This is a genomic window from Paenibacillus sp. FW104-T2 (assembly GCF_058789975.1).
The window spans coordinates 80954-95309 of the sequence record NZ_JBYTCE010000001.1 but is presented as its reverse complement, the minus strand read 5'-3'; the positions used below and the strand labels follow the sequence as shown (position 1 = coordinate 95309).

Sequence of the window (14356 nt, the reverse complement as noted above, 5' to 3'; positions counted from 1 at the left end):
AACAAATGACACCAATTTGGCTTGGTGCCATTTCTAAGACATATTATAGAGGTGTTGTGATTCTCACCTCATCAAGAAACGCCCCGCTCTAGCTCCGCAAACTCAATCCGATTCCGCCCATTCTGCTTCGCCTGATACAGTGCCTTGTCTACTGCTGCAAATAGCTGCGTCAGATACCCTTCCGGATTATCCGGTACAAAATCACATTCAAAATCCTCAATGGATAGAATCCCAATACTGATCGTAATGGATACCTGCCCAACCTCATGATCCACCGCCATAAGGTTGGACTCCACGGACAGCCTCACGCGTTCTGCGATTTTTTGAGCTAACTGGCGTTCGGTGTGCGGAAGGTAGATCATGAACTCTTCCCCGCCGTAGCGCGTTAGGATATCGGTCTCCCGGATGGACTGTTTCACAGCCTGAGCTGTACGGTACAGCACTTCATCCCCGATGACATGTCCATAGCGATCATTGATTGCCTTGAAGAAGTCAATATCCAGGAGAAGGAGTGAAAACGGCGTCTTATAGTGAACATTCGTAATGACCTCATGCGTCAGCTGCTGGGTCAGATAACGACGATTGTAGCAGTGAGTCAGACTATCCGTAAGCGCCAGTTCTTCCAGTTTGAGATTAGCCTCGGATAACTCCTGCCGAATGCGATCCAGGGCATAATTGCGTTCCTGAAGCATCTCATTCTGCCGATTCATTTCTTTCACATAGTAGCGTTCTTGCGACACATCCTGAAACGTCAGGAGATGACCAAGAGGCATCTGATAATGATCAATGATTGGAGAGGTTTGGAGGATGTAGTGACGCTCCATGTCGTGCTCCTCCACAATAACCTCAATCTGAGACAGCATATTTTCCCTTTGCCGATACTGATCCAGAAACAGCCCGCTGTCGCCCTCTACACGAACCGATCCCAGAAATGCCTCCATATCAAAACAATCCCCAACATGCAGATCCATGAAGGACCTGGATGCCTTGTTTGCTTCAATAATAGTCTCATTCTCATCCAAAACCAGGATGCCATGGGGAATCGTATTAATCACATCCTCATGGGCAATGGAAACCAGATCGAAGACGTTGTACCGCTTGATGACATAGACAAAAAATAAATCCGACAGAAAAATCCCCAGCGACGTCAGTCCGGGAATGATGAACGGTATCCACGCTCGCAGAACCACATTCAGGAGGGCATCAATGGCTGCAAAAACAGCCAGGACGAATATACCCCAGAGCGTAATTTTCACCTGTTTTTTAATCGTTGGTGATTTATCGGAGGCGCGAAGTGCCCCGAACAAAATAAAGAGGGAAGCTACAAAGTAGCTCACCAAAACAATCATGACAACCCAGAACCATGAGCCATACGCCCGTTCGACATAACCACCCTCCAGCGGGGTTACAAACCAATTGGCCGGGTTGATAATCACACCTATGGCTGCAACAATAGCTGGCACGAACAGCAGCATAACTCTTTTTGTCCCTAATCGGTCTGCATAACCAGTAATGAAGATCGTCAACAACAGCCAGCCACTTCCAAGCAGTGAGACAGCGACGAAAGACAGGGTCACATAAAATAATTGCCAGCCCGGGTTATCCGACAGCACGATTGCAAACTGACAGAAGGGCCAGAGCATCATCAACCCATGAAATAGAAAGTAAACCTTATGTAAGTTCGTGATTCTAGCGGTAGCAAAAACATAAACGTATACACCAAACAACAGGACGAATAAAAAGAGATCATACCATACCAATGGGCTCACAAATCTTCTCCTTCTTGGTTGCGCTACTTCGATATCATTGAGCTAGGCTGTTTTCGTAAATCTAATTGAAGCTGTAGTGAAACTAAATATTGCTTTCCCTGACTAAAATTTTGGTTAAATTAACCATATCTTATCACACACCCCTATGGGTGAGTAGGCCATACACTGGAAATACAGCCAAGCACTGTTTTATTTATGCATCTATTTTGCTGATTTGTGAGTGTTTTTGAACGTTTAACTATTGAGAAAAGAACCATCTCCCGCCCGTTGCCGAGCGGTCCTCTGATACATCTACTCTTACTCCTTCGCTAGTGGCAGGTTATCCGAGAATAGATCCGGATTCGCCCTTAGCATCTCTGTGATAACTGCCTCCACCATGGCCGCATCACATACTCGTACAATAGCACCCCCAAGCCTTCCTATGCGCATCGCGCCTTTGCGCTGTAACACCTCATCCACTTTCCAGAAATGCTCCGACCACGACAACCCGCAATGCCTGCGGGAAGGTACTGAAATCTCTGTTCCATCTGGCAATACCGTGTAGAGCTGCTCATGCTCATCTGTTAAACGTCCCGGAATGTCCACCCATTCCTCTACGCCATGGATGAACGTGTTTCGTTTCAGGTCAACGCCAACAAGGAGAATGGTCGCCTTACGATCCAGCAGCTTGCCCCAAGCTGAGCCTCTTGCACAAGGCGTGTCATATAGGTGATCGTCCTTCGTGAATGCCACTGCATTCTGACCGATTGCTGCAACCGAGTGAGTCGGGTGCCAAGAACGTACTACACCTGGCCGTTTTCGAAATAGCTCAGGTAGAATTCCAACGCAGCATGGTGATGATTCCACGTGGAACATTGGATTACTCGCATTGATGGTGGACCAGGTGTGGGTTGGCAGCACCAGCAGTCCGTCCTTCATATACTCTGTAAAGGCATCCAGTACGGTATCCGCCCCACCTTCGACCTCACCTATACTTTTCATGGAAGAGTGAACAAGCAGCGTACCTCGTCTGTCAATGCCAAGCTGGTGGAGCTGATCAAGCAAGCTTTGTTGAGTATGCATAATGAATCGATAACCTCCTTTGGGCTATTATAGCAAAATGAAAGAAACTCTATGGTGCGCAGCAGTATGCCCCTCCTGAGACTGCGCTACAGACTGTGAATGTGGCTGCCCTGCCAACCGCATTACAGCACGACAAAGGGCCGAGGGAATCCCTCGGCCGCCAAGCAATCATCGATATGAGTCCAATCACGATAAAATATCTTATATTTATTTAATAACTACGTACTCCAGGTTAACCAGCTTCGCATACGTTACGATTTGATCTGTTGTCAGGTTCAAGGATACTACAGTGTGGTGACCGCCGCCATTTTCGATCCAGGCTTTAACCCCATCCTGGAAGTTTGGCTTCACGTTCCACAGTACACGTGCCACAGGCAGATTCGGTGCTGGTACAGTTGGCTCGAATGCAGAGACCTCATTAATTAGCAGTTTATAATGGGTACCGAAGTCAGCCATGGATACGACAACACCCTCGCCTGCTTTGCCATCGAATACCAGACGTGCCGGATCTTCGCGATCACCAATACCCAGTGGAGACACAATGATTCTCGGTTTGGTGCTGGCGAGTGTAGGATCTACTTCAAGCATGTGAGATTGAAGGATCGCTTCCTGTCCGGCAGCCATTTCATATGTGTAATCTTCCATGAAGCCCGTATTCTCGTTGTGGCTCATGATTTTCAGCAAACGATCAAGTGCAGCTGTTTTCCAGTCACCTTCGCCAGCAAATCCATATCCTTGGGCCATCAGGCGCTGTACAGCCAAACCTGGAAGCTGCTTCATGCCATGCAGATCTTCGAAGTTGGTGGTGAATGCAGTGTATCCGCCCTCGTCGAGGAAACGTTTGATCGCAATTTCATAACTGGCTTGCACACGAACACTGGCTTCCCAAGCTTCCTTGCTGTTTGTACCATAATCGAATTCATACAGCTCTGCGTATTGGCCGATCAGGTCATCGATCTCCTGCTCTGTCACCGCATTCACAACCTGTACGAGGTCACCAATGCCAAAGTAGTCGACTGTCCAACCGAATTGGATCTGTGCCTCCACTTTATCCCCTTCAGTTACACCCACGTTGCGCATGTTGTCGCCAAAACGGGCTACTTTGATGTTGAAGCTTTCGTTATAGGCAACCGCCACGTCCATCCAATCCGCAACCTGCTGCTGCACTTCTGGGCGCTCCCAGTAACCAACGACAATTTTGTTTTGTTTTCTCAGACGGGCATTGATGAAACCATACTCACGGTCACCGTGTGCTGCCTGGTTCAGGTTCATGAAGTCCATATCGATGGTGGCCCAAGGAATGCTTTCATTGTATTGCGTAGCCAGATGAAGCAGTGGTTTTTGCAGCAATTTTGTACCACGAATCCACATTTTCGCAGGAGAGAAGGTATGCATCCAAGTAATAACACCCGCTACTTCGTCGCGGTAGTTGACTTCTTTCATGATGCTTGTGATTTTATCCGCGCTTACCGCCAGATCCTGCAATACGAGTGGGTATGGCAGAACGCCACTTGCATTCAGGGCGTCCGTAATCTTCTGTGCATTGGCTTTTACTTCGCCCAGTGCTTCTTCACCATAGAGATGCTGCGAACCAACGACAAACCAAAATTCTTTTGCTGCTGCTGACATGTAATCATCCTCATTTCATTTTTTTATAGTTGAACATATGGGTTTACACTTATCACTCCGATTGCAGTACCATCTTCCGATCGCTACATAACCAAATTACTTCTGTCCGTAATACGCGTCTTTCCCGTGTTTCCGCAGATAGTGCTTATCCAGAATGCCTTGCGGCAGTTCTTTGGCAAAGTTGTTTAGCTGCCGCGCATACAGGTTCATTTTGCATACTTCCTCCAGCACAACACTGTTCACCACAGCCGCCTTCGCATCTTTCCCCCAGGTAAACGGTGCATGACCATGGAGCAGCACGGCCGGAACGGCCATAACATCAATCCCACGCTGTTCAAACGTTTCAATAATGACGCGTCCTGTCTCCGCTTCGTACCCGCGATCAACCTCATTCTGGTTCAGGAAACGTGCACAAGGTACCGCACCATAGAACGTATCCGCATGTGTCGTTCCCATAACAGGTACATCCAATCCAGCTTGCGCCCAGATGGTCGCCCATGTGGAATGCGTATGCACAATCCCGCCTATTTCGGAGTAATGCTTATATAAAACGGCGTGGGTTGCTGTATCCGAGGAGGGTCTCATCTCACCCTCGACCACGTTGCCATCCAGATCGACAACAACCATGTCGCTTGGCTTCATGACATCGTAGCTGACACCGCTTGGTTTGATTACAAACAATCCGCTATCCCGATCAATGGCGCTGACATTGCCCCAAGTGAACTTCACAAGACCATGCTTCGGCAGCTCCAGATTCGCCTCGTAAACCTCTTGTTTCAATTGCTCTAACATCTTAGTCCCTCCCGTTCTCTACCAGATGATCAACAGCCGCCTGCTCAATGGCCAGGCCCTTCCGGTAGCGTTCGATAAATGATTCAAATCCTTTGACATCCGATGGGTCCGGTGCTACTTCCTCTCCAGCGACATCGCTGAATACCTTTTGCTCCAGGAATATATCCAGACTCTCCTGCTCATCCTTATTGATCATGTACGAAGCGAGAAGCGCCATGCCCCATGCCCCCCCTTCCCCCGCCGTGGACATAACGGATACGGGCACATTCATCGCTGCTGCAACGATCCGCTGTCCAACGACTGGCGTTTTGAACAATCCACCATGAGCCAGGATGCTGTCGATAGCTACATGCTCTTTTTCCGTCAAAATATCCATCCCGATCTTCAGTGCACCGAAGGCTGTGAATAGATGGGTACGCATGAAGTTGGCCAGGTTAAACCGGCTTTCAGGTGAACGAACGAATAACGGACGGCCCTTATCGATCCCCGTAATGTTCTCGCCGGAATAGTAGCCGTAGCTCAGTAGGCCGCCGCCATCCGGGTCTGCTTCAAGTGCTTTGTTAAACAAGACACTGAAGAGCTTGCCGCTATCAGCTTCGTATCCCATCGCCTCAGAGAATTCACGGAACAATCCGATCCAGGCATTGATGTCGCTGGAGCAGTTGTTGGCATGAACCATACCCACCGGGCTGCCGTCCGGCGTTGTGACCATATCGATCTCGGGATACACTTTGGACAGCTCATTTTCCAGGACGATCATGGCAAAGACGGATGTACCGACAGAGATATTGCCCGTGCGTTTTCTTACGCTGTTCGTCGCGACCATGCCTGTTCCGGCATCACCTTCCGGCGGACATAACCGAATACCTGCTTGCAAGTCTCCTGCAGGATCAAGCAGCTTGGCCCCGGCATCCGTTAACGTACCTGCATCCTCGCCAGCGAGATATACCTTGGGAAGAAGCTCTTCCAATGTCCATGGATAGCCTCGGCCTGCGATCAGTTCGTCGAACTGCTTGATCATGGTTGGATGATAATTATGTGTGGACTCATCGATTGGGAAAATGCCTGAAGCATCACCAATTCCAATCGCTTTATTGCCGGTTAACAACCAGTGAATGTATCCAGCCAGTGTGGTCAGGGCATCAATACGAGGCAGATGCTCCTCCTCGTTCAATATGGCCTGATACAAGTGTGCGATGCTCCAGCGTTCCGGGATGTTGAACTGAAGAAGATCTGTTAACTCCTTCGCTGCCACTCCAGTTGTTGCATTACGCCACGTCCGGAATGGTACCAGCAATTCACCCGTACGATCCAGTGCAACATATCCGTGCATCATGGCGGAAAATCCGATGGAACCAATGGTTTGCAGCGTGATGCCGTACTTCTGTTCTACATCCTGCTTCATCTCGCGATACGCGGTTTGCATGCCCGTGATGATATCCTCCTGGTTGTACGTCCAATATCCGTCTTTCAAGAGATTCTCCCATTCGTAACTTCCGGATGCGATGGTGTCGAAACGTTCATTAATCAATACGGCCTTGATCCGCGTTGACCCGAACTCGATGCCCAGGGATGTAGCTCCCTTTTCAATGGCCTCTTTCATCTGCTCATGACTCATAACCATGGTTGTCCCCTCTCTGATCGCCGTTTTATATCCCAAGGCTGGTAGTTACATTAAAGGACCAAAGCTGCAACGGCTTAGGATGAATTTATGAATTCGTATAAAATGTGTACTGCTGTTGTGATCACTTCTGGTGAATGAACAGCAGCAATCCTTATTTAAGAAGGCGCTTTCCTTTTCTGACAGCCTTAGTATAATTTTTGTACGTACATCTGTCAATAATATATAATATTTATACTTACAAAGAACATGTTATTACTGTTTATCATGTCTTTTTATGCTTGCTTAAGGGTATGCTGTAGTGTACAGTTTCATGTAATTGAACCTAAATTGTACGGTTTATTTCGGGAAACATGCTGTTTTATTTTCATTAGACTAGAATCATGCTAAAATATGTACGTACAACTATTTGAACCCTACGTTTCTAAAGATGAGTAATCATGAAAGAAGTGGATTGCATGAAGCCAAAATACCAAGTCATTATTGATGATATAAAGAGCCATATCCTTTCGGGGACATATAACGTGGGCGAACAGATCCCAACCGAGTCTGCTCTGCAGGAGAGCTACAATGTGAGCCGCCAGACGGTACGGAAAGCCATTTTGGAGCTATCGAACGAAGGTTTTTTGAGAAGCGAGAAGGGCTCTGGAACCTATGTCAGCAACCAATACCGATCCAGATCCGGCGGAACAACGATGAAGAAAACGATTGGTGTCATCACGACGTACATCTCTGATTACATCTTCCCCTCCATCATTCGCGGTATTGAAAGCCGATTGAACGAGGATAATTATTCATTGCTGTTAGCCAGCACCAATAATGATGTCGCCCAAGAGAAGAAAGCGCTGGAGATGATGCTCTCCTACGGGGTCGATGGCCTGATTGTGGAGCCGACCAAGAGCAATCTGTACAATCCCAACATTGCGTACTACCTGTCATTTAAGGAGCAGGATGTACCGTTCACGATGATCAATGCCTTTTACGAAGAGCTGGAGGTTCCCTTCTTCTGTCTGGATGACGTACAGTCCAGCTATCTGGCCACCCGGGAATTGATCGCCAATGGGCATACCCAGATTGGGCTTATTGCGAAAATGGATGATTTGCAAGGAAAGTACCGGATGAAGGGGTATATCAAAGCATTGGGCGAAGCCAAGTTACGGTTCCATCCCGAGCAGGTGCTTTCGTTCGATACGGCCTCGAAGCCGGATCTATCCGCTAATCTGGAAACGTTTCTGAACGATAACAGGGAAGCTCTAACTGCCATCGTATGTTACAACGATGAGGTGGGGCTGGAAGTGGTGCATGCCTGCCGAAGACTGGGCATATCCATTCCGGATGAGTTATCCATTATTGGACAGGACAATTCGTACATTGCCAAGAACGCCAACATTAAACTCACCACGCTAACCCATCCCCAAGAGCAAATGGGCCGCGACGCTGCCGATTGGGTCATTAAGAAGTTGCAAGGCAAAAAGGATCTACCAACCAACACCTATTACCAGCCTGTCCTGGTGGAGGGTGAGACGGTGAAGGAGATTGAAGTAGAATAAGGTATTATCCATAGAAAAAGGCTGCCATCATGGCAGCCTTTAACGTTTTTATGTTTTACCTATCTACAATCATTAGAAGAACTCTATCCAAGGGAAATCCTCGGGAGCATTCTTCCCATTATCTTGTTATGCCATTCCAAAATGTCATCTCATCAATCGGAAGACGTGTGGTTGGATGTCCCGGTTGTGATGCTTTACCGATAGCTATGAGTATAGTGGGCACATAATGATTGGGGATATCAAATGCCTGGGTGAATTTCTCCTTGTCATACCCAGCCATGGCAACGGTATCGTAACCGCGCGCTCGTGCGGCTAGCATGAGCTGCATCGATACAAGACCACAATCGAATATTACACCATCCTTAATATATTGAGGATCCATGGATGCCAGCATTCCCTTCATATTGGTAACCAGTGTTTCCTTGACTTCTTGGGTCATGTAACCAGCTTCTACGGAAGCGTCATAAACAGAGTCCACCTGTCTAATGTACTCCAGGTCACCAAGCACCGCGATGACAGCCGAGGCATTCACCACTTGCTGTTGGTTATTCGCAATGGGAAGCAGCTGTTTCTTCAAAGCCTGATCATTGAAGACAACGAATTTCCATGGCTGCATATTTGCACCTGACGGAGCAAGAGTAGCTTCAGTCAAAATATCTTTCAGTTCCTGCTCGGAAATATTGAAGGCAGGATCGTAATGCCGTACTGAACGTCTTTCTTTGACAACACCCATGAAACTTTGCTCTTGTTTTGTGCTCTCCATTCCGTTTAGCCTCCCATATCTATACTGTGTATTATTTAGCACAGTTAAGAACAAAAAAATAAACCACTTAACTGTGCTAATATAAGCACAGTATATATGCGGAATAGATCGTTGTCAATTATTCCGTTACGGGGTTCATTTTACTCGTCATATCGGCAATGGTGTATTTTTGTAAAATATTCAGAACGCTATTGTTAATTTCATCCGATATATCGCTGAACATATCATGCATCTGTAAGCCGAATGCGTGCTCACCTGTAGATTCAAGCATACCTTCGCATAGAGATATATCGGTCTGGAGTGCCTGATATATATCAGCCAGCGTGACTGACTCCGGTGTTGCCTTCATCCGGTATCCCCCATCGCGACCTTCCCGGACTTCAAGAATATTTTCCTGAGCCAGCTTCGCCAATATCCGGCGGATCAACGTCGCTTCCGAACACAAGTGATCAGCAATATTGGTGCTTGGATAGCGATTTGGACTATCTGACATGAACACAAGAGCCTGCAGAGCCAAGCCGAATGCCTTGCTGTTGGATGGACAGGTATGTTTGGCCTTTTTCATTATACAGTGCTCCCTTCTTCGTGATGTAATGTGTGCATTATAACAAACCCTTAAGTCCCATTCAACAACAGGAAGAGGAACCATTCTACGATGACTGTTTACTTCTCACTCACAGCTAAGAAGCGAACAGTAACCGTGGTTCCATGTCCTATCACACTATGATAATGAATCTCTCCACCATACTTTTCTACAATGTTAAAGCAAATCATTAACCCTAACCCTGTCCCATTACTTTTTAACGAATAAAAAGGAGTGCCTAGTGACTTCACCTCATCTTCTGACATTCCGCTTCCTTGATCGATAATTCTTATCTCAATATCATGACGACTTCTCCTTGCCGTGACAGAGACAGACATGCCCGCCTCCGACGCTTCCACTGCATTTTTGATTAAATTCATAAGCAGCTGCTTAAACTCAATCATATTAATGAGAATCGTGCAGTCTTCCTCAACATCTATATCAATATGATTATCCGATAGCATTGCATATGAACTTAGCAGACTTGTAACACTATGAAGGACATCCTTCACATCGACTCTCTCCGGTTTCAGATCTCCGTTGGGCTTGGAGAGGGTTAGGAATTGAGAAGTGATGTGTTCAACCGTATTCAATTCATCGATCATTAATTTAAACTTGCTCTTGTCCGAAACGTCAAAAGCGGGATCTTGCTGATATAACTGCAAAAAACCTCGAACAACAGTAACCGGGTTCCTAATTTCATGCGCCACAGCAGCGGTCAAATTAGCGATCATCTTCAAACGCTCTGCTTGTTGTACCTGCTCATAATAGAGATGCTGCTTTTTCATCCGACTAAAGGATAAATGAAATATGAGAAACAGCAGCACTTGACTGGCTATGATATTGATTAAATTGCCTACCAGATCGTAATGTAAGTATGTATACACCTGTCCCTGGTCAATTAGAGTAATGTAAACGAAACTCATCAGGATCAGTATTCCATTTAAAACCATGGAGAAGTAAAACAATTTCATATCAAAAAACAAAATGGAAAGAGAAGGAATGAGGCATATCAGAATATAGGTGGTCCAAGTATCCGGGTACAAAAAGAAAAGCGTATAGAAATAAGCGAACCCCATCATAATGATGATCGTTCTAAAAACATAAGTCTCATACTTCGGATAGATCAGCAAACACACCGATATAATTGCTACACATGCAAAATGGATACCATAGCCTATCGTAATGCCCTTTAACTCGGACGTCGATAGGATAAGTCCCCACACCATAAGCACAATGATCGTTAACATGGATATATAATATGTTCTTCGGTTTACATGACTGTATAATTCTTTCATGAACCCACCATTTCAATTCAAATTTAATATCTTCGAATATCTTTGAATATGTTCCACACGATATAGCCTTGTACGCATGCAAACCTAAAGGCACCGCCTAAATGCCCTATACTACATTTCATTGTATCTTATTTGACTAACGACTTAATATAAAATTCTGTTGTTTTACGTAAAATGCAGTATAGCCGTACGGTCTACGAGCCCGTACGGCTATTCTAAAGTTTATGCTGCTATCGTAATCCTGATAGATTAGTTTAATTGGATGTTGATTTTGAGTATAAATAGAGATCACTCGCTGCTTCTTCTGCGCCTTTATCTTGACTAAAAATTCCTTCATACGTGAAACCAAGCTTCTGCAAGAGCTTTATGGAATTCAGGTTTTCAGGTTCTACCTTTGCTTCGATTAGTTTCAGCTTCCGTGATGAGAGAGCATACTCAACCAAACTCGAAACCGCCTCTGAAGCATAACCTTTTCCCCAGTACGATTTGGCTAGGTCATAACCAATTTCTGCTGTTTCATTTACAAAATTAAAGGCATTATACCCACATGATCCTATAATTTCGCCCGATTCTTTGTGTATGATGGAGAAACGAATGGCCTTATTGTCCTGTGATAGATCATCCAGAAGCTGAATCATTTCTATTGCTTGATTTTCAGCCGTGAAACAATGAACATTCATAAATCGAGTAACCTCCGGATCAGACCAGATTTTAAATAAACCCGGTGAATCTGATACCTGCATTTTCCTCAGCTGCAGACGCTCTGTCTGTAATTCTGTAATCAATACTTTCACCTCCATTGTTTTGGGATAGGGTAGGTTCAAGATATTGATATCTGCGCATAGTTCAGTCCCTTCCATGTTGAATTCACTCTATTATATCAAATGGTTAAAAAAACCATATACCCACCATTCTACCATGCAAATTGGACATCATGGAACCGGTCGGCATCCCACGCCGAACCTCGTTGAGCACGTGAGTTGAACGAGCACTATCCTAAATATAGACGAATGGCCGCTTATGCTAACCGTTACTTTACCTTAGAATGACTGTAAACGAATGGAAAAGGCTGTGATTCCGATTGGAATGAAAAGAGACAAATGGACTCAGTATCGCATCCTCCGTAAGGGCCCTTCTCTTGCCAAACGTCTGCCTAAGACGCGGCTGCTTCGAAAGAACAATTTATCAAAGATGCTGCATCAATATCAAAGCGTTGTTGTGAAGCCTCGCGACGGGCGTTACGGAAGAGATATCCTGTTCATTCATCGAAATGGTGCAAAATCCATACGTATTCAACATGAGGACCATGTGACTACCATGAAAGACATGAATCAGTTACTTCAATTATTTCATAACAAAAACAAGGATCATGGATATGTCGTCCAAAGACGTTTGCAGCTTGCCCAGGTTCAAGATCGACCCTTCGATATCCGCATTATGGTTCAACGCCAAAAAAGTCCTTCATCCCCCTGGAACGTGACAGGCTCATACGCAAAAGTTGCAGAGCAAGGATACTGTGTCACGAATGTGACCAGCCGCACCATCCCCGTGCTAAAAGCATTAAAATTATCTCATATTGGAGGCCGAAGCTTACTTGTTAAGGCAGAACGAATTGCCCTGCTGGCTGCCAAACGACTGGGAGAGCACTACCCCAAGCTTAGACAGGTGGGGTTCGATATAGGCATCGACAGAAAGCGGCGGATTTGGATCATTGAAGGCAATTATAAACCAGACCTGCGCCCTTTCCAGCATCTACAAGATTCTTCGATGTATAGCAGAATATTATGGTATAAGGAGCATTGAAGCAAAAAGAAAGGCGAACCGCCTTGTAGTTTTGGCAGGTCGCCTCTTTATATTTTGTTGCCTATTACCGATCATAATCGGTTTCTGTTATTTCTTTTGGCGTTTAGCAGCACTTATTACACGTGTCACTTGAAATCTATTAGCCCCGACTTGTATAATAGCGAACTGGCTGTACGAAGTACCCGAAGAAGTATACGGTTCGGCTTCAACATTTCCACTCGGTGTTCTAACCGTTGCCGTTATTCTAGTCACCAGGCAGGCCCCGCGACTAGACGCTCTCCAAGTCTCATCGCGCTGAACACTATAATTGTCGTCAGCACAAAAGATGGATGCATACTCTACTCTCCCAACCGCATTATACGGAGTGGAGTTAACGATCTGAACAAGATCATAGCCAGCTCCAGGTCTTCTATTTCCCATTCTCAAAACCTCCTTATTATTGATAGTTTTATTAAATGCAATAGGATTGCTTTTAGTGAGGTATAAATGTGGACAAGAAACAAAAAGTACGTTTGTCCGATTAACGTTCTATTGAATAAGAGGTAAAAAGCTACGTTGAAATTAAGTAGACTCAACGTTTTGGGGACAAAAAAATCGCGTCCTCTTGAGGGAGAACGCGATATGAAGCAGAATCATTTCCTGTTTTATTTCTAGTATCATTTCCTGTATCGTTTCTTGTATCAGCAGCACCTCAACGCTTTCGCGCGACCACGGCCAGCCTTCCATTTTCAGTCGAGTACTCGCACGTGGACAGCACAACAAGCTTATCGCCATGCTGGGCTGTTACACCTGTGTCATAAAGCGCAAGCTTCTTAATATTCTGTACATAGGAATCGAACTCGGCGGGGGTATTGATCTCCCCTATCTGGTAGTATTTAAAAACGTCATCCGATTTCAGGTAGACCTCTGACAGAATAACAGCAACAATCTCATACTCTTCTTTCTCGTAAAGTGTGCTGAATTGGAACGTGGCATGCTCCTTATAGAAGCTCTCATCCTTATATTTCATCAAGTCTTTGAACATCCAGCCGCTTTTCATATGGTGTCCATGAATCAGCAAAATGTTCGAAGTGTCAGCCTGACTATCCTTATCCAAAAAAGGAAGCCCACCTGTATTATCCCTTTTATCAAAATCATGATTGAGATAGTACTCGGCATCCTGTGGATTCTGCATGACCGGATACTCAATCCGGGTGCCGTCCATTTTCAGCCAGCCAATAATGTCCGAGTTCCTCTCGTAAAGATTCCGGAATTCGGGAAGCATGACCTGCTTATTCGCCTTATTGGACAAAAAGGAGGGGACTGTATCCCCTCCTTCTTGGTTTGATCCTTCCTCCCAAACCTCTGTCAGCTCTTCAATTTTCTGTTGCTCCGTATAATCCCGCAAAAAAATTCTTGTCATACTGACGAGAGAAAACACCAACAAAAGGGAGGAAACGGCGATAAGCATTTTTTTGGTTTTGCTCATTCCTTTCTTACCGCCTTT

The 14356-nt window shown here is 45.6% G+C and carries 13 protein-coding genes; 2 read left to right on the top strand and 11 right to left on the bottom strand.

Translation table 11 applies throughout. The features are described from left to right. Window positions 1–71: 71 nt before the first annotated feature. The 5 genes from AC3WQ3_RS00410 to AC3WQ3_RS00390 form a co-directional block, all read right to left on the bottom strand. On the bottom strand, window positions 72–1769 hold the full coding sequence (locus AC3WQ3_RS00410) for a histidine kinase N-terminal 7TM domain-containing diguanylate cyclase (RefSeq protein WP_492471109.1): 1698 nt from the start codon (window positions 1767–1769) through the stop codon (window positions 72–74). Between the two features lie 297 nt (window positions 1770–2066). Beyond that, on the bottom strand, window positions 2067–2831 hold the full coding sequence (locus tag AC3WQ3_RS00405; RefSeq protein ID WP_492471108.1) for an AAC(3) family N-acetyltransferase: 765 nt from the start codon (window positions 2829–2831) through the stop codon (window positions 2067–2069). Window positions 2832–3038: 207 nt separating this feature from the next. Then, window positions 3039–4460 (bottom strand): L-arabinose isomerase, encoded by a 1422-nt coding sequence (gene araA, locus AC3WQ3_RS00400; RefSeq protein ID WP_492471107.1) that lies wholly within the window; start codon window positions 4458–4460, stop codon window positions 3039–3041. A 96-nt stretch (window positions 4461–4556) separates the two neighbouring features. Continuing rightward, entirely contained in the window at window positions 4557–5252 is a 696-nt protein-coding gene (locus AC3WQ3_RS00395) for an L-ribulose-5-phosphate 4-epimerase (RefSeq protein WP_492471106.1), read from the bottom strand. Window position 5253: 1 nt separating this feature from the next. Next, window positions 5254–6870, bottom strand: coding sequence for a xylulokinase (locus tag AC3WQ3_RS00390; protein WP_354485921.1), 1617 nt, complete (start codon window positions 6868–6870; stop codon window positions 5254–5256). 461 nt (window positions 6871–7331) lie between these two features. On the opposite strand from AC3WQ3_RS00390, the gene AC3WQ3_RS00385 reads away from it, so the two are divergent. Then, entirely contained in the window at window positions 7332–8423 is a 1092-nt protein-coding gene (locus AC3WQ3_RS00385; RefSeq protein ID WP_221806015.1) for a GntR family transcriptional regulator, read from the top strand. 118 nt (window positions 8424–8541) lie between these two features. On the opposite strand, the gene AC3WQ3_RS00380 is transcribed toward AC3WQ3_RS00385, so the two are convergent. The 4 genes from AC3WQ3_RS00380 to AC3WQ3_RS00365 all read right to left on the bottom strand — a co-directional run bounded on the left by AC3WQ3_RS00380 (window position 8542) and on the right by AC3WQ3_RS00365 (window position 11852). Continuing rightward, on the bottom strand, window positions 8542–9186 hold the full coding sequence (locus AC3WQ3_RS00380; RefSeq protein ID WP_336782608.1) for a nitroreductase family protein: 645 nt from the start codon (window positions 9184–9186) through the stop codon (window positions 8542–8544). Window positions 9187–9304: 118 nt separating this feature from the next. Beyond that, complete coding sequence (locus tag AC3WQ3_RS00375; RefSeq protein WP_336782610.1) at window positions 9305–9751, bottom strand: RrF2 family transcriptional regulator; 447 nt, start codon at window positions 9749–9751, stop codon at window positions 9305–9307. 98 nt (window positions 9752–9849) lie between these two features. Then, window positions 9850–10557: an ATP-binding protein gene (locus AC3WQ3_RS00370; protein WP_492471105.1), complete on the bottom strand. Its 708-nt coding sequence runs from the start codon at window positions 10555–10557 to the stop codon at window positions 9850–9852. Window positions 10558–11321: 764 nt separating this feature from the next. Then, window positions 11322–11852 carry a GNAT family N-acetyltransferase gene (locus tag AC3WQ3_RS00365; RefSeq protein WP_492471104.1) on the bottom strand — a complete coding sequence of 177 codons (531 nt, stop codon included), beginning with the start codon at window positions 11850–11852 and terminating at the stop codon, window positions 11322–11324. Between the two features lie 301 nt (window positions 11853–12153). Between AC3WQ3_RS00365 and AC3WQ3_RS00360 the strand changes: the two genes are divergently transcribed. Continuing rightward, complete coding sequence (locus AC3WQ3_RS00360; protein ID WP_492471103.1) at window positions 12154–12870, top strand: YheC/YheD family protein; 717 nt, start codon at window positions 12154–12156, stop codon at window positions 12868–12870. An 87-nt stretch (window positions 12871–12957) separates the two neighbouring features. Here the strand turns inward: AC3WQ3_RS00360 and AC3WQ3_RS00355 are convergent, their stop codons facing one another. Both AC3WQ3_RS00355 and AC3WQ3_RS00350 read right to left on the bottom strand, forming a co-directional pair. Beyond that, window positions 12958–13290, bottom strand: a complete 333-nt coding sequence (locus tag AC3WQ3_RS00355; protein WP_492471102.1) for a hypothetical protein — start codon at window positions 13288–13290, stop codon at window positions 12958–12960. A gap of 271 nt (window positions 13291–13561) precedes the next feature. Continuing rightward, window positions 13562–14338: a class B sortase gene (locus AC3WQ3_RS00350; protein WP_492471101.1), complete on the bottom strand. Its 777-nt coding sequence runs from the start codon at window positions 14336–14338 to the stop codon at window positions 13562–13564. Window positions 14339–14356: the final 18 nt, after the last annotated feature.

Bases quoted from the DNA above. Each gene is read 5' to 3' on its own strand.
- AC3WQ3_RS00405 (WP_492471108.1), bottom strand. From the start codon at position 2,831: ATGCATACTCAACAAAGCTTGCTTGATCAGCTCCACCAGCTTGGCATT.
- AC3WQ3_RS00360 (WP_492471103.1), top strand. From the start codon at position 12,154: ATGAAAAGAGACAAATGGACTCAGTATCGCATCCTCCGTAAGGGCCCT.
- AC3WQ3_RS00370 (WP_492471105.1), bottom strand. From the start codon at position 10,557: ATGAAAAAGCAGCATCTCTATTATGAGCAGGTACAACAAGCAGAGCGT.
- AC3WQ3_RS00375 (WP_336782610.1), bottom strand. From the start codon at position 9,751: ATGAAAAAGGCCAAACATACCTGTCCATCCAACAGCAAGGCATTCGGC.
- AC3WQ3_RS00350 (WP_492471101.1), bottom strand. From the start codon at position 14,338: ATGAGCAAAACCAAAAAAATGCTTATCGCCGTTTCCTCCCTTTTGTTG.
- AC3WQ3_RS00380 (WP_336782608.1), bottom strand. From the start codon at position 9,186: ATGGAGAGCACAAAACAAGAGCAAAGTTTCATGGGTGTTGTCAAAGAA.
- AC3WQ3_RS00355 (WP_492471102.1), bottom strand. From the start codon at position 13,290: ATGGGAAATAGAAGACCTGGAGCTGGCTATGATCTTGTTCAGATCGTT.
- araA (WP_492471107.1), bottom strand. From the start codon at position 4,460: ATGTCAGCAGCAGCAAAAGAATTTTGGTTTGTCGTTGGTTCGCAGCAT.
- AC3WQ3_RS00390 (WP_354485921.1), bottom strand. From the start codon at position 6,870: ATGAGTCATGAGCAGATGAAAGAGGCCATTGAAAAGGGAGCTACATCC.
- AC3WQ3_RS00385 (WP_221806015.1), top strand. From the start codon at position 7,332: ATGAAGCCAAAATACCAAGTCATTATTGATGATATAAAGAGCCATATC.
- AC3WQ3_RS00395 (WP_492471106.1), bottom strand. From the start codon at position 5,252: ATGTTAGAGCAATTGAAACAAGAGGTTTACGAGGCGAATCTGGAGCTG.